This window comes from Marinomonas algarum (genome assembly GCF_020532605.1).
Lineage (GTDB): Bacteria > Pseudomonadota > Gammaproteobacteria > Pseudomonadales > Marinomonadaceae > Marinomonas > Marinomonas algarum.
The window spans coordinates 70,689-94,899 of the sequence record NZ_JAJATW010000012.1; the positions used below are offsets into that span (position 1 = coordinate 70,689).

The 24,211-nt window shown below is 47.0% G+C and carries 24 protein-coding genes and 2 rRNA genes; 11 read left to right on the top strand and 15 right to left on the bottom strand.

The genetic code is table 11. The annotated features are described in order from the left end of the window. The first annotated feature begins 6 nt into the window (after positions 1–6). From bufB to LG368_RS09465, 3 genes are read left to right on the top strand one after another with little or no spacing between them, the layout of a single operon-like run. The gene (gene bufB / locus LG368_RS09455; RefSeq protein WP_226754478.1) at positions 7–894 is read left to right on the top strand and encodes an MNIO family bufferin maturase; all 888 of its coding nucleotides are present in this window, start codon (positions 7–9) and stop codon (positions 892–894) included. Continuing rightward, a complete protein-coding gene (locus LG368_RS09460) occupies positions 887–1,630 on the top strand; it encodes an HvfC/BufC N-terminal domain-containing protein (protein ID WP_226754479.1) in 744 nt (247 codons plus the stop codon). The genes bufB and LG368_RS09460 overlap by 8 nt, the downstream gene beginning before the upstream one ends. A gap of 54 nt (positions 1,631–1,684) precedes the next feature. Further along, complete coding sequence (locus tag LG368_RS09465; protein ID WP_226754480.1) at positions 1,685–2,170, top strand: DoxX family protein; 486 nt, start codon at positions 1,685–1,687, stop codon at positions 2,168–2,170. Positions 2,171–2,261: 91 nt separating this feature from the next. Here the strand turns inward: LG368_RS09465 and LG368_RS09470 are convergent, their stop codons facing one another. The 9 genes from LG368_RS09470 to LG368_RS09510 form a co-directional block, all read right to left on the bottom strand. Next, complete coding sequence (locus tag LG368_RS09470) at positions 2,262–3,905, bottom strand: methyl-accepting chemotaxis protein (RefSeq protein WP_226754481.1); 1,644 nt, start codon at positions 3,903–3,905, stop codon at positions 2,262–2,264. 104 nt (positions 3,906–4,009) lie between these two features. Then, on the bottom strand, positions 4,010–4,801 hold the full coding sequence (gene znuB / locus LG368_RS09475; protein ID WP_226754482.1) for a zinc ABC transporter permease subunit ZnuB: 792 nt from the start codon (positions 4,799–4,801) through the stop codon (positions 4,010–4,012). 75 nt (positions 4,802–4,876) lie between these two features. After that, positions 4,877–5,677, bottom strand: a complete 801-nt coding sequence (gene znuC, locus LG368_RS09480) for a zinc ABC transporter ATP-binding protein ZnuC (protein ID WP_226754483.1) — start codon at positions 5,675–5,677, stop codon at positions 4,877–4,879. Continuing rightward, positions 5,674–6,171: a Fur family transcriptional regulator gene (locus tag LG368_RS09485; protein WP_226754484.1), complete on the bottom strand. Its 498-nt coding sequence runs from the start codon at positions 6,169–6,171 to the stop codon at positions 5,674–5,676. Before LG368_RS09485 ends, znuC begins: the two co-directional genes overlap by 4 nt. Further along, positions 6,171–7,091, bottom strand: coding sequence for a nickel/cobalt transporter (locus LG368_RS09490; protein ID WP_226754485.1), 921 nt, complete (start codon positions 7,089–7,091; stop codon positions 6,171–6,173). The genes LG368_RS09485 and LG368_RS09490 overlap by 1 nt, the downstream gene beginning before the upstream one ends. Before the next feature lie 87 nt (positions 7,092–7,178). Further along, positions 7,179–7,796, bottom strand: a complete 618-nt coding sequence (locus LG368_RS09495) for a MarC family protein (RefSeq protein WP_226754486.1) — start codon at positions 7,794–7,796, stop codon at positions 7,179–7,181. A gap of 35 nt (positions 7,797–7,831) precedes the next feature. Further along, entirely contained in the window at positions 7,832–8,467 is a 636-nt protein-coding gene (locus LG368_RS09500) for a LysE family translocator (RefSeq protein ID WP_226754502.1), read from the bottom strand. A gap of 69 nt (positions 8,468–8,536) precedes the next feature. Next, positions 8,537–9,103, bottom strand: a complete 567-nt coding sequence (locus LG368_RS09505; RefSeq protein WP_226754487.1) for a DUF1007 family protein — start codon at positions 9,101–9,103, stop codon at positions 8,537–8,539. An 11-nt stretch (positions 9,104–9,114) separates the two neighbouring features. Then, positions 9,115–10,077 (bottom strand): homoserine kinase, encoded by a 963-nt coding sequence (locus LG368_RS09510; RefSeq protein ID WP_226754488.1) that lies wholly within the window; start codon positions 10,075–10,077, stop codon positions 9,115–9,117. 240 nt (positions 10,078–10,317) lie between these two features. Between LG368_RS09510 and polA the strand changes: the two genes are divergently transcribed. The 4 genes from polA (at position 10,318) to LG368_RS09530 (ending at position 16,802) form a co-directional block, all read left to right on the top strand. Continuing rightward, positions 10,318–13,056, top strand: coding sequence for a DNA polymerase I (gene polA / locus LG368_RS09515; RefSeq protein WP_226754503.1), 2,739 nt, complete (start codon positions 10,318–10,320; stop codon positions 13,054–13,056). Between the two features lie 209 nt (positions 13,057–13,265). Next, positions 13,266–14,591 (top strand): type II toxin-antitoxin system HipA family toxin, encoded by a 1,326-nt coding sequence (locus LG368_RS09520; RefSeq protein ID WP_226754489.1) that lies wholly within the window; start codon positions 13,266–13,268, stop codon positions 14,589–14,591. Further along, positions 14,588–14,920 carry a helix-turn-helix domain-containing protein gene (locus tag LG368_RS09525; protein WP_226754490.1) on the top strand — a complete coding sequence of 111 codons (333 nt, stop codon included), beginning with the start codon at positions 14,588–14,590 and terminating at the stop codon, positions 14,918–14,920. Before LG368_RS09520 ends, LG368_RS09525 begins: the two co-directional genes overlap by 4 nt. A 259-nt stretch (positions 14,921–15,179) precedes the next feature. Continuing rightward, complete coding sequence (locus tag LG368_RS09530) at positions 15,180–16,802, top strand: methyl-accepting chemotaxis protein (protein WP_226754491.1); 1,623 nt, start codon at positions 15,180–15,182, stop codon at positions 16,800–16,802. Between the two features lie 53 nt (positions 16,803–16,855). Here LG368_RS09530 and LG368_RS09535 read toward each other — a convergent pair whose 3' ends face one another. Both LG368_RS09535 and LG368_RS09540 read right to left on the bottom strand, forming a co-directional pair. Continuing rightward, positions 16,856–17,317, bottom strand: a complete 462-nt coding sequence (locus LG368_RS09535; protein ID WP_226754492.1) for an META domain-containing protein — start codon at positions 17,315–17,317, stop codon at positions 16,856–16,858. 13 nt (positions 17,318–17,330) lie between these two features. Further along, complete coding sequence (locus tag LG368_RS09540; protein ID WP_226754493.1) at positions 17,331–18,026, bottom strand: metal-dependent hydrolase; 696 nt, start codon at positions 18,024–18,026, stop codon at positions 17,331–17,333. 203 nt (positions 18,027–18,229) lie between these two features. Here LG368_RS09540 and LG368_RS09545 point away from each other — a divergent pair, with 203 nt between their 5' ends. Beyond that, on the top strand, positions 18,230–18,376 hold the full coding sequence (locus LG368_RS09545; protein ID WP_226754494.1) for a DUF2256 domain-containing protein: 147 nt from the start codon (positions 18,230–18,232) through the stop codon (positions 18,374–18,376). Between the two features lie 117 nt (positions 18,377–18,493). On the opposite strand, the gene ettA is transcribed toward LG368_RS09545, so the two are convergent. Both ettA and LG368_RS09555 read right to left on the bottom strand, forming a co-directional pair. Then, entirely contained in the window at positions 18,494–20,155 is a 1,662-nt protein-coding gene (gene ettA, locus LG368_RS09550; protein WP_226754495.1) for an energy-dependent translational throttle protein EttA, read from the bottom strand. An 81-nt stretch (positions 20,156–20,236) separates the two neighbouring features. Next, positions 20,237–21,142, bottom strand: coding sequence for a DMT family transporter (locus LG368_RS09555; RefSeq protein WP_226754496.1), 906 nt, complete (start codon positions 21,140–21,142; stop codon positions 20,237–20,239). Between the two features lie 123 nt (positions 21,143–21,265). Here LG368_RS09555 and nrdR point away from each other — a divergent pair, with 123 nt between their 5' ends. The 3 genes from nrdR (at position 21,266) to nusB (ending at position 23,707) form a co-directional block, all read left to right on the top strand. Further along, positions 21,266–21,769: a transcriptional regulator NrdR gene (gene nrdR / locus LG368_RS09560; protein ID WP_226754497.1), complete on the top strand. Its 504-nt coding sequence runs from the start codon at positions 21,266–21,268 to the stop codon at positions 21,767–21,769. After that, the gene (gene ribD / locus LG368_RS09565; protein WP_226754498.1) at positions 21,766–22,905 is read left to right on the top strand and encodes a bifunctional diaminohydroxyphosphoribosylaminopyrimidine deaminase/5-amino-6-(5-phosphoribosylamino)uracil reductase RibD; all 1,140 of its coding nucleotides are present in this window, start codon (positions 21,766–21,768) and stop codon (positions 22,903–22,905) included. The genes nrdR and ribD overlap by 4 nt, the downstream gene beginning before the upstream one ends. Positions 22,906–23,200: 295 nt before the next feature. After that, on the top strand, positions 23,201–23,707 hold the full coding sequence (gene nusB, locus LG368_RS09570; RefSeq protein WP_226754499.1) for a transcription antitermination factor NusB: 507 nt from the start codon (positions 23,201–23,203) through the stop codon (positions 23,705–23,707). A gap of 133 nt (positions 23,708–23,840) precedes the next feature. Here nusB and rrf read toward each other — a convergent pair. Both rrf and LG368_RS09580 read right to left on the bottom strand, forming a co-directional pair. Then, positions 23,841–23,955 (bottom strand): 5S ribosomal RNA (gene rrf / locus LG368_RS09575). Between the two features lie 148 nt (positions 23,956–24,103). Beyond that, positions 24,104–24,211: ribosomal RNA gene (locus tag LG368_RS09580) — 23S ribosomal RNA — on the bottom strand; the annotation flags it as partial.

Sequence of the window (24,211 nt, forward strand, 5' to 3'; positions counted from 1 at the left end):
ACACACATGCCTTCTTTCGCGCAACCAAGCCAAGACGCTACGGCGTCTTCTGGCTTTCTATCCTCCTCCGGTGTGAGTTTAAAACCGGCCTATTACCACGAGATTTTAAACACACTTCCTGCGCTGGGTTTCTTCGAGATTCACGCCGAAAACTACCTGAGTCAAGGCGGCCCTGCTCGACATTATTTATATAAAATTCGCGAACAGTATGAAATCACCGCCCATGGCGTTGGTTTATCCATCGGTGGCGAAAGACTGTTAGACAAAACACACTTGGCGCGCGTGGTGCAACTGGTCAACGACCTTCAGCCTGCGGTGTTTTCCGAACACCTTGCTTGGTCCACCCACGATCAGGGCTTTTTCAACGACTTGTTGCCCGTCGCCTACGACGAGAGCACCTTGCAGCGAGTGTGCGATCACATTGATCAACTACAAAATGCGCTTCAACGCCAAGTACTGATTGAAAATCCTGCCACGTATTTTGAATTTAACCACAGTGACCTTAGCGAAATTGATTTCATTGCCGCCATGGTAAAACGCAGTGGCTGCGGTTTATTGCTCGACATCAACAATGTCGAGGTGTCTTGCTTTAACCGTCAGGCCGATCCATACGATTACCTAGACACCTTCCCGACCGAGGCCGTAGGACAAATCCATTTAGCGGGCCACACACTCGATCCGAACCCAAGTGTGCCACTCAAAATAGACAGCCACGATCAAGCCGTGTGCGATCAAGTGTGGGCATTATATGAACACGCTCTCGCTCACATGGGCGATCGCCCAACGCTCATTGAAAGAGATGGCAACCTGCCGCCTTTTGAACAGTTATTAGCCGAGGTACAGCAAGCTAACCAGGTACGCAGCCGCATCAGGCGAGGACAACACCATGCATGAAGAATTTGCGGCTAGCTTGCTGCATCAAGATGACCAGGTGTATCCGCAGATCAAAGGTCAAACGGATGAAGAAAAGCATGTACGCTTCAATGTGTATCGCAATAATGTGTTTGTCTCTTTGATCGACGCCTTAGCGGATATTTTCCCCGTCACCCAACAACTGGTCGGCGATGAATTTTTCCGCGCCATGGCTCGTGAATTTGTACAAAGTAACCTTCCCACGTCACCGGTAATCAGCGACTACGGTCAAGGGTTTGCTGACTTTATCCGTAGCTTTACTCCGGCAGACAGCGTACCTTTTCTGGCCGACATGGCCGCATTGGAACAGCAATTATTGACGCTCACTCACACGGCAGAATACCCAACGCTTGATCACGAGCAGATTTCTATGGCGTTTGCCCAAGTAGCAAATCCAGGCACCTTACAATTGTCATTGCTCCCGAGTACACAAGTGGTCGTGTCGAATTTTGCCATTGGTAGCTTATATCTTGCCCATAAGAATCAACAACACAGCACCATCGCGACGCTAACACTCAACACACACGAGTCTATGTTACTGGCAAAATCTGGCTTATATGCCGAATTGCGCGTGATCAGCCCGGCTAAGGTGGTCTTTATAAAACGCCTTTTGGAAGGCCGGGCTTTGGGCGATGCCATTCCCGACGATGAACACTTTGATCTCGGCGCTAGCCTAGCCAAACTCATTGAATGGCGGTTGTTAACACACATTAACTAAGCGTCATTAGACCTAAACATGCCCACCATAACACCACTAATAAGGGGAAATCACATGATTACTTCCATGCTGCGACTGTCAGATAGCATTTTTAAAAAAATACCGGAATCCTTGATTCTGTTCATCGCACGTTTTTCCATCGCGGCGGTGTTTTGGAAGTCTGGCCAAACAAAAATAGAAGGGTTCTCTCTTGATCTGATTGGCATGGAGGCTAAACTAGGCTGGCCACAACTTAAAGAATCTACCTTGTTTTTATTTGAATACGAATACAATCTCTCTGTCATTTCGGCCGGCCTTGCTGCTCTATTAGCGACGGTTGCCGAACACCTCTTGCCTATTTTGATTCTGACGGGGTTTTTCACGCGCTTTGCGGCGTTTGGTTTGGCGAGCATGACCTTGGTAATTCAGTTTTTAGTCTATCCAGACGCCTACCCAACCCACGGAACGTGGTTGGCCATTGCGCTCTTGTTGATGTACCGCGGCGCAGGCCTGTTTTCCTTAGACCATCTGCTGTTGAGTAAAACAATCAAAGCAGAGTGATTGAGAGATGGACAAAGAGTAAGAAAAAGAAACGCAGAACACGACACCATAACGAAGCGTTACGGTGTCGTGACAAAGTGGGAAACAGAAACTAAGAGGTGTGAGAAGCCGACGGTAACACAAAGGTAGAGGTCGCTTCTTGCGTTTGATCCGCTGCTCCCGACAAGGCATCGGTCAGTTTGCTCAAACGCTTAGACGTTTGCTCATTGCTCACTGTCACTTCCACAATACGAGTCACATGCTCGGTAATATCATTCGCTTCACTGGCTTGTTGCTGCGCCAAACCAGACAAGTCGTCCAGACTGCTCAAGGACTTGGCCGAATCCAGCTCTAACTGACTCAACGGCGTTACCACATCTTCAATCTGTACCACACCCTGACGCATCTTCTCTTGGCCTTTGGCCATTTCATTGGCAATTTGCAATGACAAACTGCTAATCGTGGTAATGACTTTATCGATAGACGCTGTAACGTCGGCGGTATTGGTCGCCAGATTACGCACCTCATCGGCGACGACGGCAAAACCACGACCACTTTCACCAGCACGAGCCGCTTCGATCGATGCGTTCAGCGCCAACAAGTTGGTTTGCTCTGCCACATTGCGAATGCTGTTGACAAACTCTGTCACTGTGCTGGCACTTTCGTTTAATTCTGCCACCGCATGGGAGGTTTCCTCAATGTAAGCCGCTACCTCGGTAATGTCCGTCGCCGCTGAGGTAATCACTTGCTTACCGTGCTTCGCCAAATCGTGGGCCGCCTCCGCCAAATTACGCGAAATACTCACATGCTCCGCCATCACTCGCGCGGCATTAGACAGCTCACTCACCGAACCCTGAATGTCGCTCGCCATCACGGCTTGAGTGTTCGAACCTTGGTTCACATCGGCGACGCTGGCGCGAATCTCATGCGACGCACCCACCACGGTCTTGGCACTTTTATCGATTTTGTCTATCACGCCCGCTAAACTGCTTTGCATGCGTTTTACACTGTCGAGTAAACGACCAATTTCACCGGTTTGCTCAGTCGTGATGGTTTGCGATAAATCACCGTGGGCAAATTTATCCAACAAGGTCATCACATAGTCTAATGGCTGCACAATACTGCGAGTGATCAACATCGACATCGCCATACCAATCAAGATAGCCAACACACCCACGCTGACGATCAACCCAATGGCCCAATCAGACTCCGATAAGACCTCTTGCTGGCTCGCTTGCATCATGCTGCGCTCGTATTCACCCAACGCTTTGGTTTGTGTAAGAAAGGTTTGCAGTTCGTCCCGAGTGGAACCTGCCATTAATTGCTTGGCGTTGTCGATTTCGCCAAATTCCAGCGCTTCAACCGTCGCCTGTAATGCCGCTTGATAGACTTTGCGCTGGGCTTTTAAGCCTTCAATGATGCTGGCTTCCTGTTCGGACTGAACCAAACTGGACATGGTTTCCAGATTGTCGTCTAGGCTTTTATTACGGGCATCTATTTCTTTGTAAATGGCAACACGAGCATCACGTTCTTCTAAGACAAACAGCAACAATAAGCGACTTGCTAGACTTTCAGCGTCCACATTGAGCTCACCGGTTAACTCCACTAACGCGGCATTTTCATCGACAATGCTACGGATGTTGCCCGACATCAGTTGAAAACGACTTACCGATAAAATCACCACCAAGACCAACAAGGCGATCAACACCAAATAGCTGGCTCTTAAACGACCCCGAATACTAGAAAAACCCAGCATTAATACACCTCTTATCTATGATTAAGCCAAGAACAAATCATGGCGTCTGCTATGACTTGATCTAAACACATTAGACGAAGAGATATCTACTTTTGTTACGAAAACTAACTTAATCGTTTAAAAGGCAAGGTGTACGCGAAAAGGAATAAAAACGCCGCACATACCACCACACTGGGCCCTGTTGGCGTATCCCACTGGTAAGACGCCCATAAGCCGCCACACACTGACAAACACCCAAGCATGCTGGCAATGGATGCCATTTGCACCGGTGTATTTGAGAGCTTGCGCGCCGTGGCGGCAGGAATAATCATCAGGGAGGTAATCAACAAAACGCCGACGATTTTCATCGCCACGGCAATTACCAAGGCCACCAGCAACATTAATAATAAACGAATCGCCTCAACGGGATAGCCTTCTACCTTGGCCAATTCTTCATTCACTGTCATTGCCAGCAGTGGTTTCCAAAAGGCAATTAATAGGGCAATGACCGCTAAACCACCCCCATAAATCCAATACACATCGGTTTGACTGATCGCCAGCAAATCACCAAACAAATAGGCCATCAAATCGATGCGAATGTTGTCAAGAAAACTCACCGCCACCAGACCTAAGGACAAGGACGAATGGGCTAAAATTCCCAGCAGTGTGTCTGTCGCAATAATGTGTTTTTTCTGTAAGGTCACCAACACCAGCGCCAAGCCCACGCACAAAACAATAATGGCCAAATTCAGGTTAATGTCGAATAAAAAACCTAAGGCAACGCCCAGTAACGCGGAATGCGCTAATGTATCGCCGAAATACGCCATACGTCGCCACACCACAAACGCCCCCAACGGTCCAGCAACAGCCGCAACGCCTAACCCACCGATCAAGGCTCTGAACAAAAGATCTAACATGGTTTTACCAACTCCAAACGAAACAAGGGTCTTATTGTGTTATTACGTGAAAAACGGTTTAAAAAAACCGCCCACCTAGGCGTGATGACAGTTTGCGTGAGACGATGGCGCAGTGTTGTTGCTTGCCTTATCGTTGGCAGACAACACATCACCGTGCTCATCATGAACATGGTCGTGTTGATGGGCATAAATGGCGATCGACTCATCCGCGCCTGGCACACCAAATAAGGCTTGATACTCCGGATGCTTGGTCACATGCTGTGGGCTGCCAGAACAACACACATGTTGATTAATGCACACCACGGTATCGGTTTTCGCCATCACCAAATGCAGATCGTGAGACACCATCAAGACGCCGCAGCCTAGTTCGTTACGAATACTCTCAATTAGGTTGTACAACTCTACCTGTCCATTGACATCCACACCTTGCACCGGCTCATCCAATACCAGTAAATTGGGCTTATTCAGCAACGCCCGAGCTAATAGCACGCGTTGCGTTTCCCCGCCAGACAACACATGCACTTGAGAATTCAACAAATGAGCAATGCCGACTTTTTCCAACGTGGGAAGAATTTGCGCTTTGTCGACACCTCGTACCAATGCAAGAAAGTGCTTCACCGTCAGAGGCAATGTTGGATCAATATGGAGCTTTTGCGGCATGTAACCGATACGCAATGTTTTATGTCGAAACAATTGCCCAGACGTCGCCTCCTGCAATCCCAGCAAGGTACGAATAAGCGTGCTCTTACCACTGCCATTTGGACCAATAAGGGTGACAATCTCTCCTTCGTTAATCGCCATATCGATGTTATTTAGCAAAACACGATCATTGAACGTGATGCCAATTTTGTCGAACGCCACCAGTTGCTTGCTCATATTTGCGCTCCAGTGGTTGACTCCGATCGACAACGCGCACACAGCCCCGTTAACTCAATCGTCTCAGAACGCAGTTCAAAACCCTGTAATGCCGCTTTTTCTCGCAGTGCTGAATGAATGTCTTGGTAATCAAATTCCATCACGTTATGGCATTGATCACAGATCAAAAAATACCCTTTATGCACTTTGTCAGCATGAGCACAACCAAGATACGCATTCATTGATTCCACTTTATGAATCAGCCCAGCGGTTAGCAAAAAGTCCAACGCACGGTATACCGTAGGCGGTGCTGAGTTAAAGCCCTCTTCTGCCAACTTCGCCAATAATTGATACGCTCCTAAAGGTCGATGACTTTCCCAAATCAACTCCAAAGCACGTCGACGCACTTTTGTCAGCCTTTGCCCTTGCGCAGCACATAAGGACTCTGCCGTTGCCAGTGCCGTTTTAATGCACTGATTATGATTATGATGTGTATCTGAATCGTTATGAGTCATTAAAAAGCCCTACCTGCGTTACTAATGTAACTCCAAATCATCGACACACTGATGACAATTAACGCCAACGCGGCCACAAAACCAAAAGAACGGGTCACCCGCTGACGCCATACCTGATGCTCATCACTCAAGGCAAACCCTGTATCACGAACAAACACACTCACCGCAGCCAAAGTAGCGACGGTAATTGCAGTACCCAATGCCATAGCGAACGTCGCGACGAGCCCCCAAATAAAAATGTTTGCACTCAATGAAAACAACAATACAAGCACAGCGCCTGTACAAGGACGAATGCCCACCGCAGCGACCATCGCCCAAATACCACGACGCGCTGTATGAGCTTCGTCAGCCTGCGCATCATCATGATGAGCATGATTACAACACGAGTCTGTATGGCCTAGATGATCTGTATGATCATGTCCACAGCTGGATTTGCCGCGTAATAAACGCATTAACATCCATAAACCAATAAGTCCGACCGCGGCAAAGCTAGCCGCTTCGAAGAACTGACTGATTTTCATCGCTTTGCCCGCCAGCGAAAACACCTGACTCAGCACCAAAATAATCAGCACCGCCATCACGGCTTGCACGCCTGCACACAAAAACGCCAAACCAATACCACGGCGCAACGGCGCTTTGCTGGCCAGCATATACGCGGAAATCACCGCCTTACCGTGCCCAGGCCCTGCCGCATGAAAAACACCATAGAAAAAGCTGGTAGAAATTAGCCCCCATAACAAGGCAGGACTGCCTTCTCGACTAATAGAACGCACCAAGGTCACCAATTCACGATGAAAGGTAGCTTGCTGTGCCAATACCCATTGAATAAAGTCCTGATAGGAGGCGATACCGTCCGCCGCATGAAGAGGCGCACTGATGCACACACAGGTAAACAGTAAAAACGAGACGCACTTGAGCATAATCAGGAACACCAAACGGGATATATAATTTTGTTATGATATAACAATGAATAACCAAGGAGAAGGCACAGCCCAAAAATGCCTGAGCTACAGAATTCCCGTAACAGGCTGCAAAAAGCCTATTACGCCACTCATGAAGATTTGTGATGCCATGGCAGCAAGAATCAGACCGGTAATTTTCGACAACACATTGAGCCCTGTCCGACCCAGCATTTTTTCAATTAAAGAGCCCGAGTACAAAATAAGCGCCAGTGTCCCCAGCGCCAACAGAAGACCCGTTAAGCCAATCAGTAAATCCCAACCTTGTAGCTCTGCGCCATACACCAAAATCGTCCCGATCGTCGCAGGACCAATGATGGTCGGGACAGCAAGCGGCACCACCGACACATCATCCCGTTCTTCGCTGGGCATACCGACGGCATGATTACGAGTGCCATCACGCACCAAACTCAAAGCCGATAGGAACAAAAGTATACCGGACCCTATCTTAAAAGAATCCAATGTAATACCTAAAACAGCAAACAGGCTGCCGCCAAAAAACAACAGCACAATGGAGATGGCAATCGATGCAATAATCGCTTTATTCGCAACCTGTCGGCGGGAGGCGGACGACTCACCACGGGTCAACGCCAAAAACATCGACAACACAAAAAACGGCGCAAATAGAAAAAAGAACTTAATCCAGGTAGAAATCAATAAACTCATGAGAAAAATGACCAGAAAAGCACATCATCACGCGATCAGCGTTGACTCAATGCGAGTTTCACACCAAAGCCCACCAGCAATACGCCGGTTAAGCTGTCCATAACCAGCGCGACTTTTGGTCGTGCCAGCCATACTCGCGCTTTATGAACCATCAACGCCAGAAAGGTTTGCCACGCCATCGCTATGATAAAGTGAAGCGTGGCCATAAACAGAGATTGTCCCAACGCCGAATGGCTTGGGTCGATAAACTGCGGCAAAAACGCCATATAGAAAATAATCGGCTTAGGGTTTAATACGTTCGACAAAATACCCTGACGAAAGCCTCCCCACGAGGTGAGCCCTCTTGTTGTGCTGGCGTCTTTAAACGTCATGCCCACGGGGTTCATGGCACTGCGAATCGCCTGCACACCCAAATACACCAAATACGCCGCCCCTGCGAGCTTAAACGCAGTAAACAGCCCAGCAGAACCAAGTAAAATCACTGACAAGCCCAATGCTGACACCGTTGCGTGGGCAAACAATCCCATACAAATGCCTAAACTGGTCAGAAAACCTAAGCGCCAGCCTCCCGCTGCCGCATTGCGCATCACAAGAATTGTGTCAACGCCAGGACTCATGGTCAAAACGGTAATCGCGGCCAAAAAAGGCAACCATTGGAAATGCTCTAACATCAACATTGACTTCTCATCCCTAACTGCTTATCCAAAATCGTTATTGTAAAAAGGCGTACACCGCTGAACCTAAGATCGACAGCTTAAATCTACCCACATGGCGACCGATGTTTCCGTTGCTTCACGTTCTATTGGCGTGCAAGTCTCCGAGAGCACACCCGACAAACGCACCAAACCTTCTTCTAAAGGCTCCATGGCGAAATACAATTCATCGTCACCAAACGCCAGACTCAATGTAGACGTTGCAAGATTCACACCGGTTGGTAACTCTATACCTAAACGAATCCATAACATCTGATCTCGAATGCGCACATCTAATACGCTGACCTTGCTGGGCAACACAGCCATGTTGTCTTGCTGCAATTTAATAAAGTAACCGTATTGATCAAAGCTCTTCATCACTTCAATCATGTCGATCTTTTCTTGCCCTATAAACTCACCGTCACCATCCACATCAAATTCAGCAATTAAACTGGCCGATGTAAAAAGGTCTAAACTCCAAGTGGCTTCTAGGCGTTGTAAAGTGGCTTGGTTCACCACGACGCGATATTGAGAATCCACCCAAACATGGGGGTGCGCTGTTGCCGTTACCGGCAGGCACACAAGCAATACAGACCACAACCAAGCTCGCATCATATTACGCCTATTTATGAAAACACGGTAAGTGCCGGTGCAAAACGCACACGGGCTTCTAAAATGCGCTGAAACTCCAATGGATCGTGTTGTTGTGCCAAGCGTTCAGGGTCATGCTTCGCACCATGCCAAGCTTCTAAACGTGACAACCAAAAACGCAGTGCCGCAATACGCAACATATACGGCCAGGCTTCAGCCTCTTCTGGTGTGACATCGCGTTCATGCAAATAGGCTTTTAATAACGCACGATACTTGTTTTGATCCAATTCACCGGTACTCATGTCAGAGCACCAGTCATTCACGACAATCGCCAAATCGTACATGGCCCAAGAGTAACAGGCATTATAGAAATCAATAATGGCGGATAACGTATTGCCTTCAAACAGGGTGTTGTTATAGAACAAGTCCCCATGAATGGTCGTTTTAGGCAAATCACCATGCTGAGCAATAAAGTCATCAAACGCCGCAATTTGCGACTGCAACAATTCAGCTTGCGCCGGTTCCAATTCAGCTTTAATCGCTTGACTGGTTTTGTGCCACCAAGCCACACCACGGTGACTGTCGCGATGCTCAGGGAAATCTTCACCGGCAATATGCAACTTCGCCAAGGCTTCCCCCATTAGACGGCAAGACGTTTCATCCGTGCCCTTTAACTCGCCACCTGGGAAACAGTCCACAATGATCGCCGGGCGACCCTTTACTTCGCGCAGACGCTCGCCATGAATATCAATCAGAGCCGCAGGCACGTTAAAGCCCTTGTGTTTTAAATGTGCCACCACATCCAAAAAGTACGGCACTTCTTCCAACTCAAATTCTTCAAATAAAGTCACCACGTACTTTCCGGTTGTCGTGGTTAAAAAGTAATTGGTGTTTTCAACGCCACCAGAAATACCTTGGAACGAGACCAGTTCACCTAAATAATAATCAGCCACTAAGGCCCGCATGTCAGAGTCTGAAAGGGATGTGTAAACTGCCAAGTTGTGCTACCTAATTTATGATCAAAAAATAACGCGAATAATGAAGCGCCTATGCTCCACAATAAGCAGCAAAAGGTCAATTCGAACCGTCTTAATTTTACCCCTACCAAGTCATAATGCGGGAAATCATTACCGAATTAGGACTGAAAAACGCCTCGATAATGCTTAGAATAGACGCCAATAATCGCCGATTCATAAAGAGGTTCTATTTTGGCTACGGATTCTACAACTCAAACTCCCATGATCTTGGTAGACGGTTCGTCTTACTTATACCGAGCGTTCCATGCGATTCCCCCGATGAGCACCAGCACGGGACACCCAACGAACGCGACCCGTGGTGTGATCAGCATGATCCGCAGCCTGATAAAAACCTACCCAGACTCTCCCATGGTGATCATTTTTGATGCCAAGGGCAAAACCTTTCGCGACGACATTTACAGCGAATATAAAGCACAACGCCCGCCTATGCCTGACGACTTGCGCCCACAAATCGAGCCGATTCACCGCATGGTTGAAGCCATGGGCTTGCCGCTGGTCATTATTGACGGCGTAGAAGCCGACGACGTGATCGGCACCATCGCCAAACAAGTGGGCGAAACTGGCCGCGAGGTCGTCGTTTCAACGGGCGACAAAGACATGGCGCAACTGGTCACCGACAAAGTCACCCTCGTCAACACTATGAACAACACGGTGATGGACATTCAAGGCGTGAAAGACAAGTTTGGTATTCCGCCTGAACTCATCATCGATTATTTGGCTTTAATGGGCGACAAAGTCGATAACATCCCTGGCGTACCGGGTGTCGGCGAGAAAACCGCGTTAGCCTTGTTACAAGGCTTGGGCAGCATTGAAACCATTTACACCCGCCTCGACGACATTGCCGCACTGGGCTTTCGTGGATCGAAAACCTTGGCGAAGAAAATGGCCGACAACAAGGACATGGCTGAGCTGTCTTACACCTTAGCAACCATTAAATGCGATGTTGAACTGCCCTTTAATGCCCTTGAGTTAAAAAACGGCGACGCCGACAAAGATATGCTGAAAGAATGGTTCGCCAAGATGGAATTCAAAACTTGGTTGAGCGATCTAGATAAAGTACCCAGTGTTGAAGACGCCAGCGACACCGTTGCGAACAACGATGGCCAAGCGGCCGCGCCCGTTGCATCGAATATCGAGGTGAATTACACCACCGTCTTCGACAAAGAGACCTTCGCGGCCTGGCTAGAAAAAATTCAAAATGCCGAACTCACCGCTTTTGATACTGAAACCACCAGCCTGAACTACATGGCCGCCGAACTGGTCGGCGTGTCTTTCTCGGTAGAGGCTGGTGTCGCGGCGTATGTGCCGTTCGCCCATGATTACGAAGGCGCACCCGAGCAGCTAGACCGTGATTGGGTATTAGAACAACTCAAACCTTGGCTCGAAGACGAGAACCAAGCCAAAGTGGGTCAGCATTTAAAATACGATGCGAATGTACTGAATAATTACGATATCACCTTGCGCGGCATCGCCTACGACACCATGTTGGAATCCTACGTGTACAACTCCGTCAGCTCCCGCCACGACATGGACACCCTAGCGAAAAAATTCCTCGATCATACTTGTGTCAGCTTTGAAGAACTTGCGGGTAAAGGCAAAAAGCAAAAAACCTTTAACGAAATCGACCTAGAGCAAGCGGCGTTTTATGCCGCCGAAGACGCCGACATCACCCTGCGCCTACACCAAGCTATTTGGCCACAAGTCGAGAAAACACCTGGCCTCGTCAGTGTTTTCAATGACATCGAGTGCCCTCTTGTGCCGGTATTGGCGAAAATGGAACAAACCGGCGCTTTAATCGATCCAGAATTGTTGCACGCCCAAAGCGCAGAGATCGCCGGTAAATTACAAGAGCTGGAAATCAAAGCCCACGAACAAGCCGGTGAAAGCTTCAACTTGAGTTCACCCAAACAACTGCAAGTCATCTTGTTCGAAAAACAAGGTTTGCCAGTGATTAAGAAAACGCCAAAGGGTCAGCCATCAACGGCGGAGCCCATTTTGCAAGAATTGGCTGAAAATCATGAATTACCACGCTTGATCATGGAACACCGTACTCTGTCTAAGTTGAAGTCTACTTACACCGATAAACTGCCAGAAATGATCCAGAAAACCGGCCGTATTCATACCTCGTACCATCAAGCGATCACCGCTACAGGGCGTTTGTCGTCTACCGATCCGAACTTACAAAACATCCCGATCCGCTCGGCTGAAGGTCGTCGGATTCGTCAAGCCTTCGTTGCACCCACTGGCTACAAGCTGGTTGCGGCCGATTACTCGCAAGTCGAGCTGCGCATCATGGCGCATCTGTCCCAAGATAAAGGCTTGCTTGATGCCTTCACCAAAGACGCCGATGTGCATAAAGCCACCGCCGCGGAAGTCTTCGAGGTATCGTTAGATGAGGTGACCACAGAACAACGCCGCCGCGCCAAAGCCATCAACTTTGGTTTGATCTACGGCATGTCAGCGTTTGGTTTAGCGAAGCAACTGGGTATTAGCCGCCCAGAAGCCGCGAAATACATTCAGCGTTATTTCGAGCGCTACCCAGGCGTGCAGCAGTACATGGAAAACACCCGCGAAGGCGCGAAAGAAAAAGGCTTTGTGGAAACCATCTACGGCCGCCGATTATACCTTCCAGACATCAAAGCAAAAAACGCCATGATGCGCCAAGCCGCCGAACGCACCGCGATCAATGCGCCGATGCAAGGCTCCGCCGCCGACATTATCAAACGCGCCATGATCAAAATGCACAACTGGCTCGCCGACACCGACCTAGACGTGAAAATGATCCTGCAGGTGCACGATGAATTGATCTTTGAAGTAGCGGAAAAAGACCTAGAAGAAGCTCAGGCTAAAATCACAGACGTCATGCAAAACAGCAGCAAAATCGACGTGCCATTATTGGTCGAAGCTGGAATTGGAGACAACTGGGACGAAGCACATTAAGCGCTCGGACTAAAAAGAGGTCAGATCTCTTAAATACCAAATCAGGTAGCAATTAACATGGATATTATTTTTAAGGGATCTGGCCCCCTTTCCAAAACGAGCAATACTATGCTCAAAAATAACGCTATACGATATTTTTGAGCAATTTATTTCTCAAAATCATCTTATAAAGACTATAATGAGCAAAACTATGCTCACATAGGTATTCGATGAAAACACTCACTATTCAAGCTCTGACTCAACAGCAATGGCACGATATCGCGACATTGAAGCTACTCCACCCTAAAAAAGGGAGTGCCAGCCCAAGCTGCCTTGGTTATGAGTTTGAATATTCTGTCGAGTGGTTAGACTGTAATGATGAACACGCTTGTAGCTTAGTGCTACCGGTGCAAATTATGATTGAACATGAAGCTGATCGTTGGTTTGGTTTTTTAGAAGACATTGTTCCCGCTGGCGCAGCTCGGCGTTATCTAATCGATTCCTGGGGGCTTCAAGGACTTTCTGCTGGTGAACAAGATACCGCTCTATTAGAAAAAGGCACTATCGCACCTGTTGGCAATTTGAGAGTTAAAGAGTCGCTTCCCAGCTTACCTGCTGATTCTACCCTTCACCTTCGTAAGTTTCATTTAAATGATGTGGTCGAACGGGATTCAAACTTTCTGGAATACGCTCAAGAAATGGGAGCAATTAGTGGGGGTGCGACTGGTGCAGGTGGCGAAGCACCCAAGCTATTACTGCGCTGTTCTGAGCAAGATGAAGTCTGGATTGATACCTTTCAAGAGCAACACGATATTGCCGATAGGCATTACTTAGTGAAATTCCCACGAGGTCGAAAGACACAAGACGATTGCGATATTTTACGAGCGGAATATCACTTCTATCATGAATTAACGAATATGGGATTTAATACAATTAGTACAGAGAAAATGAAGCTAATCGAAGGTAGTCGTTATCCTTCTCTTTGGCTGCCAAGGTTTGATACTCATTGGAATAAACACCACTGGGAACGCTACGGCTTGGAATCTATTTTTTCTGTATTAAACAAACCGGCGGGAAGCTACCTTAATCACTTTGATGTCATCCGTTCTGTGTGCGCTTTGCTAAAAAGACAATCAGTAGAGTTTGATACTACTCGGTTTGTTTGCGAATGGTTAACACGTGACCTACTAAACATTGCTTTTGGAAACTCTGATAATCATGGTCGTAATACCGCACTTCTTAAAAAGCCTAGCGAAATTTGGCTATCCCCTATTTATGATTTTGCACCAATGAAAGTAGATCCTGAAGGTGTTACTAGAACAACAAAATGGGGGCCTCCATTTGAAGAAGGCGGAGAGTACCGCTGGCAATCTATCACTGAAGAACTTGGCGACTTATGCCCGAATGAAAACTCATTATCGGCATTAAAACAAACAGCAAGTCGACTAATTGGTTTACAGCAACGCTTGGAAGCAAAGGGGGTTCCTGAACGAATTCTAGAGGTTATCCAAGTCAAATGGCTAGAAACAAAACTCACCCGTTGGGGGCTTTTATGAGCATGACAGCAGAACAACGCCAAGCTTTATTAGTAGAGCTTCTACAACAGCATATATTAGGTGAGCTCACCCAAGGACAGATGTTAAAACGCCTTCGTAAAGAAGTGCTTGGTTTTTCTCAAACTCGCTATGCAGAGTTAGTTGGCGTCAGCCGTCGCACTTTAACAGATATTGAACAAGACAAGAGTCGTCAGGTTCAGAGTATTATCGATAAAGTATTTAAACCGCTTGGAATGAAATCTGGGCTCACGCCGATTCATCCACATGTCGCTAGGCATGTTATGAACATCAGCTCATCGACAATAGATGAACAGCAAACAGTCCGTTAGTAAGCTATTGTGTAAGCCTGTGACATGAAGAATTAAGAAGATAACCTACCCTAAACAGACTCATCTGCAAGTGATTTCATTGAATGTGTAATTTTGTAGCAATCATTCAATAAACGCACCGTGTCACTAGTTAGAGCGTTATACTCAGCGCCCTGGTTAGCATGCTGAAAAATGATAATAACAAGGACGCTGTCGAGAGTTTGCTAAGCCCCCAATACGCTTTTGCGTCACTTTTTATCACTTATGACAGAGTTCTATTATGACCATTAATTCTCGCCTCATCATTGGCTTTGGCACCACACTGATAATGACCGTCATTATCGCCGTGATCGCTATCAATCAAGTCAATTTTATCGATACCACCATTTCACAAATCACCGATGTGAATTCTGTGAAGCAGCGCTACGCTATTAACTTCCGTGGCAGTGTGCACGATCGAGCTATCGCCGTTCGCGATGTTGTCTTAGCAAGAGACGAGAGGGAGCTCAACACCGCTTTAGACGATATTGTTGAGTTAGATCGCTTTTATCAAGAGTCAGCGAAGAAGTTGACGCCAGTCAAACTGCCCATGTCAGCGCAAGAAAAAGCGCTCTACGAAGACATACAACGCATTGAGAAAAAGACCTTACCGCTTATCGCTCAAGTCATTCAGGCAAAAAAGAGTAATGATATGATCGCGGCCAACGCCCTATTATTAGATGATGCAAAGCCCGCTTTCACTGAGTGGTTAGCCGCTATTAACGCCTTCATCAATCTTGAGGAAAAAGCCAATCAAGTCGCTACCATTGATACGCGACAGGTGTCTGGCTCCTTTCAAAACTGGATGATTGCTCTGACCAGTGCCGCGATTCTTATCGGTCTCAGCGTGGCGTATTTGATCAGTCGACGTATCAAGAACTCTGTAGGGGCTGAACCCTATGCAGCGGCCAATGTGATTGCAAAAATAGCCAAGGGAGATTTGACGACCCCGGTTTCTTCTCATTACCCAGACAGCATAATGTCCTCAGTTGAGGTCATGCAAAAGCAGATTGTGACCATTGTAAACAGTATCATCACCTCATCGTCTGAGCTATCACAACGCTCAGCGACAGTGGCTTCCGGTACGAATCAATCGCTCATCTCTGCTGATAATCAACTGACTTACACCAACTCGACCGTCAGCAAACTGATGGAAATGAATAATAGCATTAATGCAATATCTGACCGCGTACGCGAAACCGAGAGCAACTCCAACATCACCGCTGAATTATCGAAAAAAGGCCAAGTTGCGGTACAAAAAGTGGCGACTGAAATTGAAAAAGTATCCGCTACCGTAAAAGCCACCGTGGAACAAGTAAACCAACTTGAGGCTCGTACTCACAGTATTGGTGATATTGTGAATGTGATTCGCGGTATTTCAGAACAGACCAATTTGCTAGCGCTTAATGCGGCAATCGAAGCCGCTAGAGCCGGCGAAACAGGTCGCGGTTTTGCTGTGGTCGCCGATGAAGTACGCAATCTAGCCAAACGCACGGGTGATGCGACGGCGGACATTGAAACAATGATTCTGCAAGTTCAAGAGGAAACCAAAGCCTCGGTGCAAGTCATGGAAGCCACCGTTCCACAAGTCGAAAATGGTCTAGCATTAACCAATGAAGCCAGCTCTCTATTGAACGATATTCAGCAACAATCTAAAGACTCTTTGGCAAAAGTACTTGAAGTCGTTGCCGCCACGTCACAGCAAGTTGTCACTATCTCAGAGATCAATCACGAGATCCAAAAAGTGGCGGATATGTCAAAAGAGACCAGCCTGGCGTTACAAACTAATGCGAGTGAAACCTTAGCATTGCAGCAGTTATCAGAAACGCTTAAACACGATATTAACTACTTTAAAGTAACCTGATTCACTGTTTTCTATTCACTATGCTAGAAGAGCTGATAGCTACTTTAGAAAATTCACTCTCCATCAGCTTGTTTGACGTTTGATGTTATCGGCATAAGAGTCAAACGCTGGTCACCTGACGCATCAAAAATAGTCAGGCTACCATTGGGGTGTTGCTGAAATTTAGCCGCGGCATTTAATGCGGCTAAAAATCGCTGCTCTTGCATCGAAATAGCCTCGGCACATAAACGACGAGTAGAAGCCGGTTGTAACACTGTCAGTTGGTTGCCATTCTGCTCTAACGCAGCAGTGTATTGGTTGCATCCTGTATAGCCACTGATTCGGCTCTCTTGTGGAAACTGTACCGTCAGCTGGCTAAAATCAATCACACCACCGGCGTCAATGTCTTCTACCTGCCAGTTACCTTGCAAGTCGGGTGTATGCAATGTGGCGTCAGTGGCCTGTTGCTGAGACTGGCAACCGAACAATGCCATACCCGCGACACTCAAACAGATGACTAAAGCTCGTTTATCCATCTTTACCTCTTATTCACTTAAAATAATGCAACCCATCAGAAACGGCAGCGGACAGCAGTTGCCCTAATGTATTCAACCAATACTCTGGGCTTGGGCTAAAAAAATAGCCAATGACACAACCAAAGACCAGCACTAATGACGCCAGCGGTTCACTCCAGTCTGTCAGTTTCAATGCCGTACCAAACGAACGTTTTATCCGCATACCAGAAAGATCAATGCTGTACATTTCATCGAGTATTAAATGGATGGTGGCGCCAATAAAAATAAAGCCACCGATACCCCATGCAGTCTTTTCTGACAAATGAAAGAAATGATGTGCAATAGGCACCGACACAGCAGCAAACATCAAATTTGCTAGCACGCTGTGCAATGCTCCTCTGTGCACCGTCAACGCTTCAAACACCCACCGCACTGGAAAACGAACAAGAATATAAGCCGTAACAGCAGAAAATAGCACTTCCCAGTGAGGCAGTCTATGTAACCAAGTCATGACGACTAACCCGGCCACTAATGCGCCAAACAAACGAAACACCAATCGGATAGCAATGGACTCGTCGGCATCGATATCAGGTAACATACCGCCAAAGGTACCCGCTATGGCATACAGCACAGCGTCATTCATGCTGGCCATTCCCAGTACAAAGGTCGCACCAGCCAAAGGCACACTGAGCACAGCCGCCACAGTAACATGAGTATTAAAATTCGCCATTTAATATTGTCCTTTCTCTATTTTACTGTGACTGATGACTGAATGTTCATCTTGAACCACCCACAGTCGGCGCATATTACAGGAACAAAGATCGAAAAGGAGCCAGACAAAACCAGGTTCGCTTTCTTTTCGTAAAGTACACATGACTCAGAGCGCGACAGCTCACTAAAATTCCATTACAACATTGATGATTAACAGCAACCATGGCACACAAAAAACCAAATCTACCTGAAAAAACCTGTCCTGTTTGTCAGCGCCCTTTTACGTGGCGTAAGAAATGGGAACGTGATTGGCCTCAAGTAAAATACTGCTCTGAACGCTGTAAACGTGCTGGGAAAAAACTTATGTAAGATACGGCAGAACAAGATATACAAGATGGCCCAATACCATTCACAGTTTCTTTATGTACAAAAAAAGCCGCGTATCCCTCGATAGCGGCTTTCCTTCACCCATTTTACTCAGTGCTACTACGCATCAATACGCTTGTATTTGATACGCGTTGGTGTCGCTTCGTTGCCAGTACGTTGTTTGTAGTCGGCTTCGTATTCTGCATAGTTACCTTCAAAGAAGACCGCTTTAGAATCGCCTTCGTATGCCAAAATATGCGTGGCAATGCGGTCAAGAAACCAACGGTCATGGGAAATAACAATCGCGGCACCTGGGAAGGCCAATAGCGCGTCTTCTAGAGCACGCAATGTTTCTACGTCAAGGTCGTTAGTCGGCTCATCCAATAGCAAGACGTTGCCACCTTCTTTAAGCAATTTCGCAAGGTGCAAACGGTTACGCTCACCACCAGACAAGTGCTTAACGAGTTTTTGTTGATCTGACCCTTTGAAGTTAAAACGACCGATATAAGCACGAGACGGCACTTTGTAATTGTGCACCGTGATCATGTCTTGGCCGTCGGCAATTTCTTCAAAGACTGTTTTATCACCGTCCAGTTCACGCATTTGATCAACGTAAGCAAGCTGTACGGTTTCACCAAGCGTAACAGAGCCGGTATCAGGCTGCTCAATACCTGCGACCATTTTGAACAGAGTCGATTTACCTGCGCCGTTACCACCCACAACCCCCACAATCGCGCCTTGTGGCACGACCATGTTGAAGTCTTCTAGCAGCATCTTGTGCTCGAAACTTTTGCTAACGCCTTCGATTTCGATCACTTTTGAGCCAAGACGAGGTCCTGGTGGGATGTACAATTCGTTGGTTTCGTTACGATCTTGGAACTCTTGAGAATTCATCTCTTCAAAGCGAGCCAAACGTGCTTTTGATTTCGACTGACGACCCTTGGCATTTTGACGCACCCACTCAAGTTCCGATTTAATGGCTTTCTGGTGAGAAGCTTGCTGCTTCGCTTCGCTGGCTAGACGCGCGTCTTTTTGTTCCAACCAAGAAGAGTAGTTGCCTTCGTATGGAATACCGTGACCACGGTCAAGTTCTAAAATCCAACCCGCCGCGTTATCTAGGAAGTAACGGTCATGGGTAATAGCGACCACTGTGCCTGGGTAATCTTTCAAGAAACGCTCAAGCCAAGCTACGGACTCCGCATCCAAATGGTTGGTTGGCTCGTCTAGTAGGATCATGTCTGGCTTGTTTAGCAATAGACGACAAAGGGCGACACGACGACGCTCACCACCAGATAGATGTTCTACTTTTGCGTCCCAATGAGGAAGACGAAGTGCATCTGCGGCCACTTCTAGTGCGCGCTCTAGATTGTGACCTTCTTTTGCCTCAATTAGGGCTTCTAATTGACCTTGCTCTTTCGCCAACGCATCAAAGTCGGCATCGGGCTCAGCGTATTCTGCGTAAACTTGATCCAGGCGCGCCATAGCATCAATGACATCGGCAAACGCTTCTTCAACAATGCCTCGCACGTTTTTTTCAGGGTCAAGGTGAGGCTCTTGCTCTAGATAACCGATTTTGATTCCCGGCATAGGTCGCGCTTCACCATTATGCTCGGTATCAACGCCTGCCATAATACGCAATAATGTGGATTTACCCGAACCATTCAGGCCCAACACACCAATCTTGGCACCAGGAAAAAATGAAAGAGAAATGTCTTTAAGAATTTCGCGCTTAGGTGGAACAACTTTCCCTACGCGATTCATGCTGTATACAAACTGAGCCATAAAGAATCAACTTATCCTATGAGTAATAAAAATGAATGAATATTGTGCCTAAAAAGTGCGGTAACAATAGCACAATTCTCGTTACTGCAGAATGATCAGCGACGCACCAACTACCACTAAGGTTGCACCAATCCACGCCCCTAAAGCAGGCCGTTGTTTCGTCGTGATCCATAGACCGGGCAAAAGTAAAACGGGCACCACAGCAGATAAGGTTGTCACGATGCCAACATTTGCATTCCCTACCCCCCACACCAAAACACTCATCCCAATGACCATACCAATGGTCGCTAAGACAATCATGCCAGCGCCATCACGCCAAGTTAACTGAGCAAAGGGGACGGCATCGGTTGGTTGTTTATGTCGATAAAACAACATGTAAGCTGCCATTAAGGCAACAGCGCCCGTTCCCACACGCAAAGCAGAAACAGCAACCGGATCGGCGCCATCCAACAAAGCAGGTTTACTGAGCAACGCGCCACTGGCTTGACCTAGAGCGGCGCCGAGTGCAAATAAAACCCCTGTACTTAACTTGCCTTTCGTTTGCTCCCAAGCATGGGTATTCCCTCGTTTTCCAAACAGAATGGCAATAACAACGCCTAATAACACCACACTACAGGCAAATAGCTGCTCGAGTGTCAGTTGTTCATCAAGAAACATCCAGCTCAACACAATCGACATAGGCGCGTTCGTAGCAAACAGCACACCCGTACGGCGTGGCCCAAGCCGATGCACAGCTGTAAATAACAGCGTATCACCGATGAAGATACCCAATAATCCAGACAACATCACGATGTCAGCGTGTTGCCATAATGCAGTATTAAAGCGTTGAGTCATCACGCTAATAAGCAGTAATAGCGTACTCGCAATAACAATGCGCAGCGTATTGAAACGCATGGTGCCAAAACGCTGTATCAGCCCCGGTGCCATTAAGCTTGAAATCGTCCAACACAACGCAGCAACTAACCCTGACAATTCAGCAAACGGCATAGCGATCCTTATTGCCCTCTTAGGCTCTGTAGCTATATGACAGAGGGATTGGTATGATTTGAGACGAAAAATATCGCCTTATTCGAGGCATTCTTACACCAAATTAGCCATATTGGAAGCACCATGCGATGCCCTTTTTGCGGAACTCAAGATACTAAAGTAGTCGATTCTCGGCTGGTTTCAGAAGGCGCTCAAGTACGCCGTCGTCGTACTTGTAACCAATGCCAAGAACGCTTTACCACCTTCGAAGTCGCTGAATTGCAGATGCCCAAACTGATCAAAAGCGATGGTAGCCGAGAAGCCTTTGACGACGACAAGCTTCGAAGAGGCATTATTAAGGCCATTGAAAAGCGCCCTGTTAGTATCGAAGCAATCGAAACCGCCATCACCCGAATCAAAGAAAAAATGCAAGCAACCGGTGAACGGGAACTTCCTTCTCGATGGACAGGCGAAGCAGTGATGGAAGAGTTACAACGTCTTGATCAAGTCGCTTATGTACGTTTTGCTTCTGTTTATCGAAGCTTCAAAGACATTAGCGAATTCCGCGATGCGCTCGATCACCTAGAAAACCACTGCGCTGATAACAACGCCTCACTCTCAGATGCAACAAAAGAAGACAAATTATGACGCTTTATAACCACGAATATTGGATGGCTAAGGCAATCCAATTAGCTCAAAAAGGCCTCTATACCACGCACCCTAATCCTCGCGTCGGCTGCGTTCTCGTCAAAGACCAAAACATCATCGGGCAAGGTTTTCATGCCAAAGCCGGAGAGGGCCATGCAGAGGTCAATGCGCTTGCAGATGCAAAGCAACAAGATGTTGTCGGTGCAACGGTTTATGTCACTCTAGAGCCTTGTAGTCATCAGGGGAAAACCCCACCTTGTGCAGACGCACTCATCAAGGCTGGCGTCGCTTGTGTCGTTTACGGCATGCAAGACCCTAACCCAGAAGTATCAGGCCGCGGCCTAAAAAAAATACAACAGGCGGGTATTGAAGTCATTGGGCCTATTTTAGAAGCCGATTGTGAAGCGCTTAACCCAGGATTTATTAAGCGCATGCGCGAAGGGCTTCCTTATGTGCGTGTAAAACTTGCTATGAGTCTAGATGGTCGCACCGCAATGGAGTCCGGTGAAAGTCAGTGGATTACTGGACCAGACGCGCGCTTAGATGTGCAGCGTTTACGCGCCCAAAGCGATGCGATTGTAACCGGTATAGGCTCTGTTCTAGCCGACAATCCCAGCATGACAGTACGTATTGATAACAAAGACCAAGACATTGATCCTAAGGAGGTACGCCAACCCCTTCGAGTCATTATGGATACCGCTTTATCAATTGTCCCAGAGGCAAAAATTCTTTATCCAACCAAACAAGCTTGGCTATTTAGTGTCGAAGAGGAAGTGGAAGCAGAACATCTGGAAGCACTCAGTAAAAAAGGTGTCACTGTGCGTTTTTCTCCTCGTGGAGATGACGGAAGACTCGATTTACTGGACGCAATGGAACAGCTAGCGGACGCCGGAATTAACGAAGTATTATTGGAATCAGGCGCTGAATTGGCGGGTGGCTTTTTACAGGCTGGATTAATCGATGAAATCATCGTTTATATGGCGCCGAAACTTCTTGGCTCAAGCGCTCGTCCCTTATTCACCCTTCCATTAGAAAGCATGGATGAAGCAGTAGAGCTAACACTGAAATCTGTTCGTCAGGTTGGGCAAGATGTCCGTTTAATATACTTACCAACGTACTTAGAAGAAGACAACTGATTTTAAATAAAACTCTCGACAAAAGGCCGTTATTTCTTACAGCTCTTAGATTTAATAAAAAGACTGTGAGAAATTTCTTTACCAGTGAATATAAAACGTACTTTGTCGAGAAACGTCGAATAAAAATTGCTATACTCGCCGCCCAAGTGACTACCCTATATTTGTGTTTCTGAACATAAAGCCTCGACTTATAAGAGTGCTTCATTAAGCCACTTTTTGTACGACGCTTCACATCAGGGACACTTCCAAACAGATGAAACGTAAAGCAACGTTGTCTGGATAATTGAGGCAAAAAATGAGCGAAGTGGAAACAACTAACGATCAGAACCCAGCATCAAAACGTAAGGAAAAGAAACCTTCACGTTCGCAGATGCGCAGTGCTTCTCGTCGCTTAGCATTACAAGCCGTTTACCAATGGCAAATGAACCAATCTGCGATTAGCGAAATAGAAACACAATTCGTTATGAACGAAGACCAGGAAATGAGTGTTTGCGATAAGTTGTATTTTCGCGAATTACTACAGGGTGTCACGGCTAGTGCTAAGAAACTAGACGGTTTATTCGAAGAATTGCTGGATCGCCCTCTTAGTGAATTAGATCCTATTGAGTTAGCTATTATGCGTATCGGCGCATTTGAGCTGTCTCAGCGTTTAGATGTTCCTTACCGTGTTGCCATTAACGAAAGCGTTGAACTGGCAAAAGGCTTTGGTGCCACTGAAAGTCATAAATACATTAATGGTATTTTAGACAAACTAGCACAACGCGTACGTCGAGAAGAGATTGCTGCTCGTCGTAATAGCTAAGTAAACAGTGATTTTTTGAAGCCTCGACTGCTACAGCACTCGGGGCTTTTTGAGTATTACAGTGAGGGGTGTGAAGGGTACAAAACGAAAAAAGCCCTGACAGCATAAGCTATCAGGGCTTCTCGTGTTTAAAGCTTGACGACGACCTACTCTCACATGGGATCCCCCACACTACCATCGGCGATGGCGCTTTTCACTTCTGAGTTCGGGATGGGATCAGGTGGTTCAACGCCTCTATGATCGTCAAGCAATTCTGTTTGCGTTTTCACGCGAATAGGATGCTTGATCTTCAACAATTCATTTTGAAATAACGTGTATCAAGGTTAAACCGATTTCTCATCATTGCTGATGCTTTATCGTAATTCTATGTGTTTTTAAAAACCACTTTGGTGTTATATGGTCAAGCCTCACGAGCAATTAGTATTGGTTAGCTCAATGCCTCACAGCACTTACACACCCAACCTATCAACGTCCTAGTCTCGAACGGCTCTTTAGGGGACTTAT

Coding starts and splice junctions, on each gene's coding strand:
- bufB (WP_226754478.1), top strand. CDS start 7: ATGCCTTCTTTCGCGCAACCAAGCCAAGACGCTACGGCGTCTTCTGGC.
- LG368_RS09460 (WP_226754479.1), top strand. CDS start 887: ATGCATGAAGAATTTGCGGCTAGCTTGCTGCATCAAGATGACCAGGTG.
- LG368_RS09465 (WP_226754480.1), top strand. CDS start 1,685: ATGATTACTTCCATGCTGCGACTGTCAGATAGCATTTTTAAAAAAATA.
- LG368_RS09470 (WP_226754481.1), bottom strand. CDS start 3,905: ATGCTGGGTTTTTCTAGTATTCGGGGTCGTTTAAGAGCCAGCTATTTG.
- znuB (WP_226754482.1), bottom strand. CDS start 4,801: ATGTTAGATCTTTTGTTCAGAGCCTTGATCGGTGGGTTAGGCGTTGCG.
- znuC (WP_226754483.1), bottom strand. CDS start 5,677: ATGAGCAAGCAACTGGTGGCGTTCGACAAAATTGGCATCACGTTCAAT.
- LG368_RS09485 (WP_226754484.1), bottom strand. CDS start 6,171: ATGACTCATAACGATTCAGATACACATCATAATCATAATCAGTGCATT.
- LG368_RS09490 (WP_226754485.1), bottom strand. CDS start 7,091: ATGCTCAAGTGCGTCTCGTTTTTACTGTTTACCTGTGTGTGCATCAGT.
- LG368_RS09495 (WP_226754486.1), bottom strand. CDS start 7,796: ATGAGTTTATTGATTTCTACCTGGATTAAGTTCTTTTTTCTATTTGCG.
- LG368_RS09500 (WP_226754502.1), bottom strand. CDS start 8,467: ATGTTAGAGCATTTCCAATGGTTGCCTTTTTTGGCCGCGATTACCGTT.
- LG368_RS09505 (WP_226754487.1), bottom strand. CDS start 9,103: ATGATGCGAGCTTGGTTGTGGTCTGTATTGCTTGTGTGCCTGCCGGTA.
- polA (WP_226754503.1), top strand. CDS start 10,318: ATGATCTTGGTAGACGGTTCGTCTTACTTATACCGAGCGTTCCATGCG.
- LG368_RS09520 (WP_226754489.1), top strand. CDS start 13,266: ATGAAAACACTCACTATTCAAGCTCTGACTCAACAGCAATGGCACGAT.
- LG368_RS09525 (WP_226754490.1), top strand. CDS start 14,588: ATGAGCATGACAGCAGAACAACGCCAAGCTTTATTAGTAGAGCTTCTA.
- LG368_RS09530 (WP_226754491.1), top strand. CDS start 15,180: ATGACCATTAATTCTCGCCTCATCATTGGCTTTGGCACCACACTGATA.
- LG368_RS09535 (WP_226754492.1), bottom strand. CDS start 17,317: ATGGATAAACGAGCTTTAGTCATCTGTTTGAGTGTCGCGGGTATGGCA.
- LG368_RS09540 (WP_226754493.1), bottom strand. CDS start 18,026: ATGGCGAATTTTAATACTCATGTTACTGTGGCGGCTGTGCTCAGTGTG.
- LG368_RS09545 (WP_226754494.1), top strand. CDS start 18,230: ATGGCACACAAAAAACCAAATCTACCTGAAAAAACCTGTCCTGTTTGT.
- ettA (WP_226754495.1), bottom strand. CDS start 20,155: ATGGCTCAGTTTGTATACAGCATGAATCGCGTAGGGAAAGTTGTTCCA.
- LG368_RS09555 (WP_226754496.1), bottom strand. CDS start 21,142: ATGCCGTTTGCTGAATTGTCAGGGTTAGTTGCTGCGTTGTGTTGGACG.
- nrdR (WP_226754497.1), top strand. CDS start 21,266: ATGCGATGCCCTTTTTGCGGAACTCAAGATACTAAAGTAGTCGATTCT.
- ribD (WP_226754498.1), top strand. CDS start 21,766: ATGACGCTTTATAACCACGAATATTGGATGGCTAAGGCAATCCAATTA.
- nusB (WP_226754499.1), top strand. CDS start 23,201: ATGAGCGAAGTGGAAACAACTAACGATCAGAACCCAGCATCAAAACGT.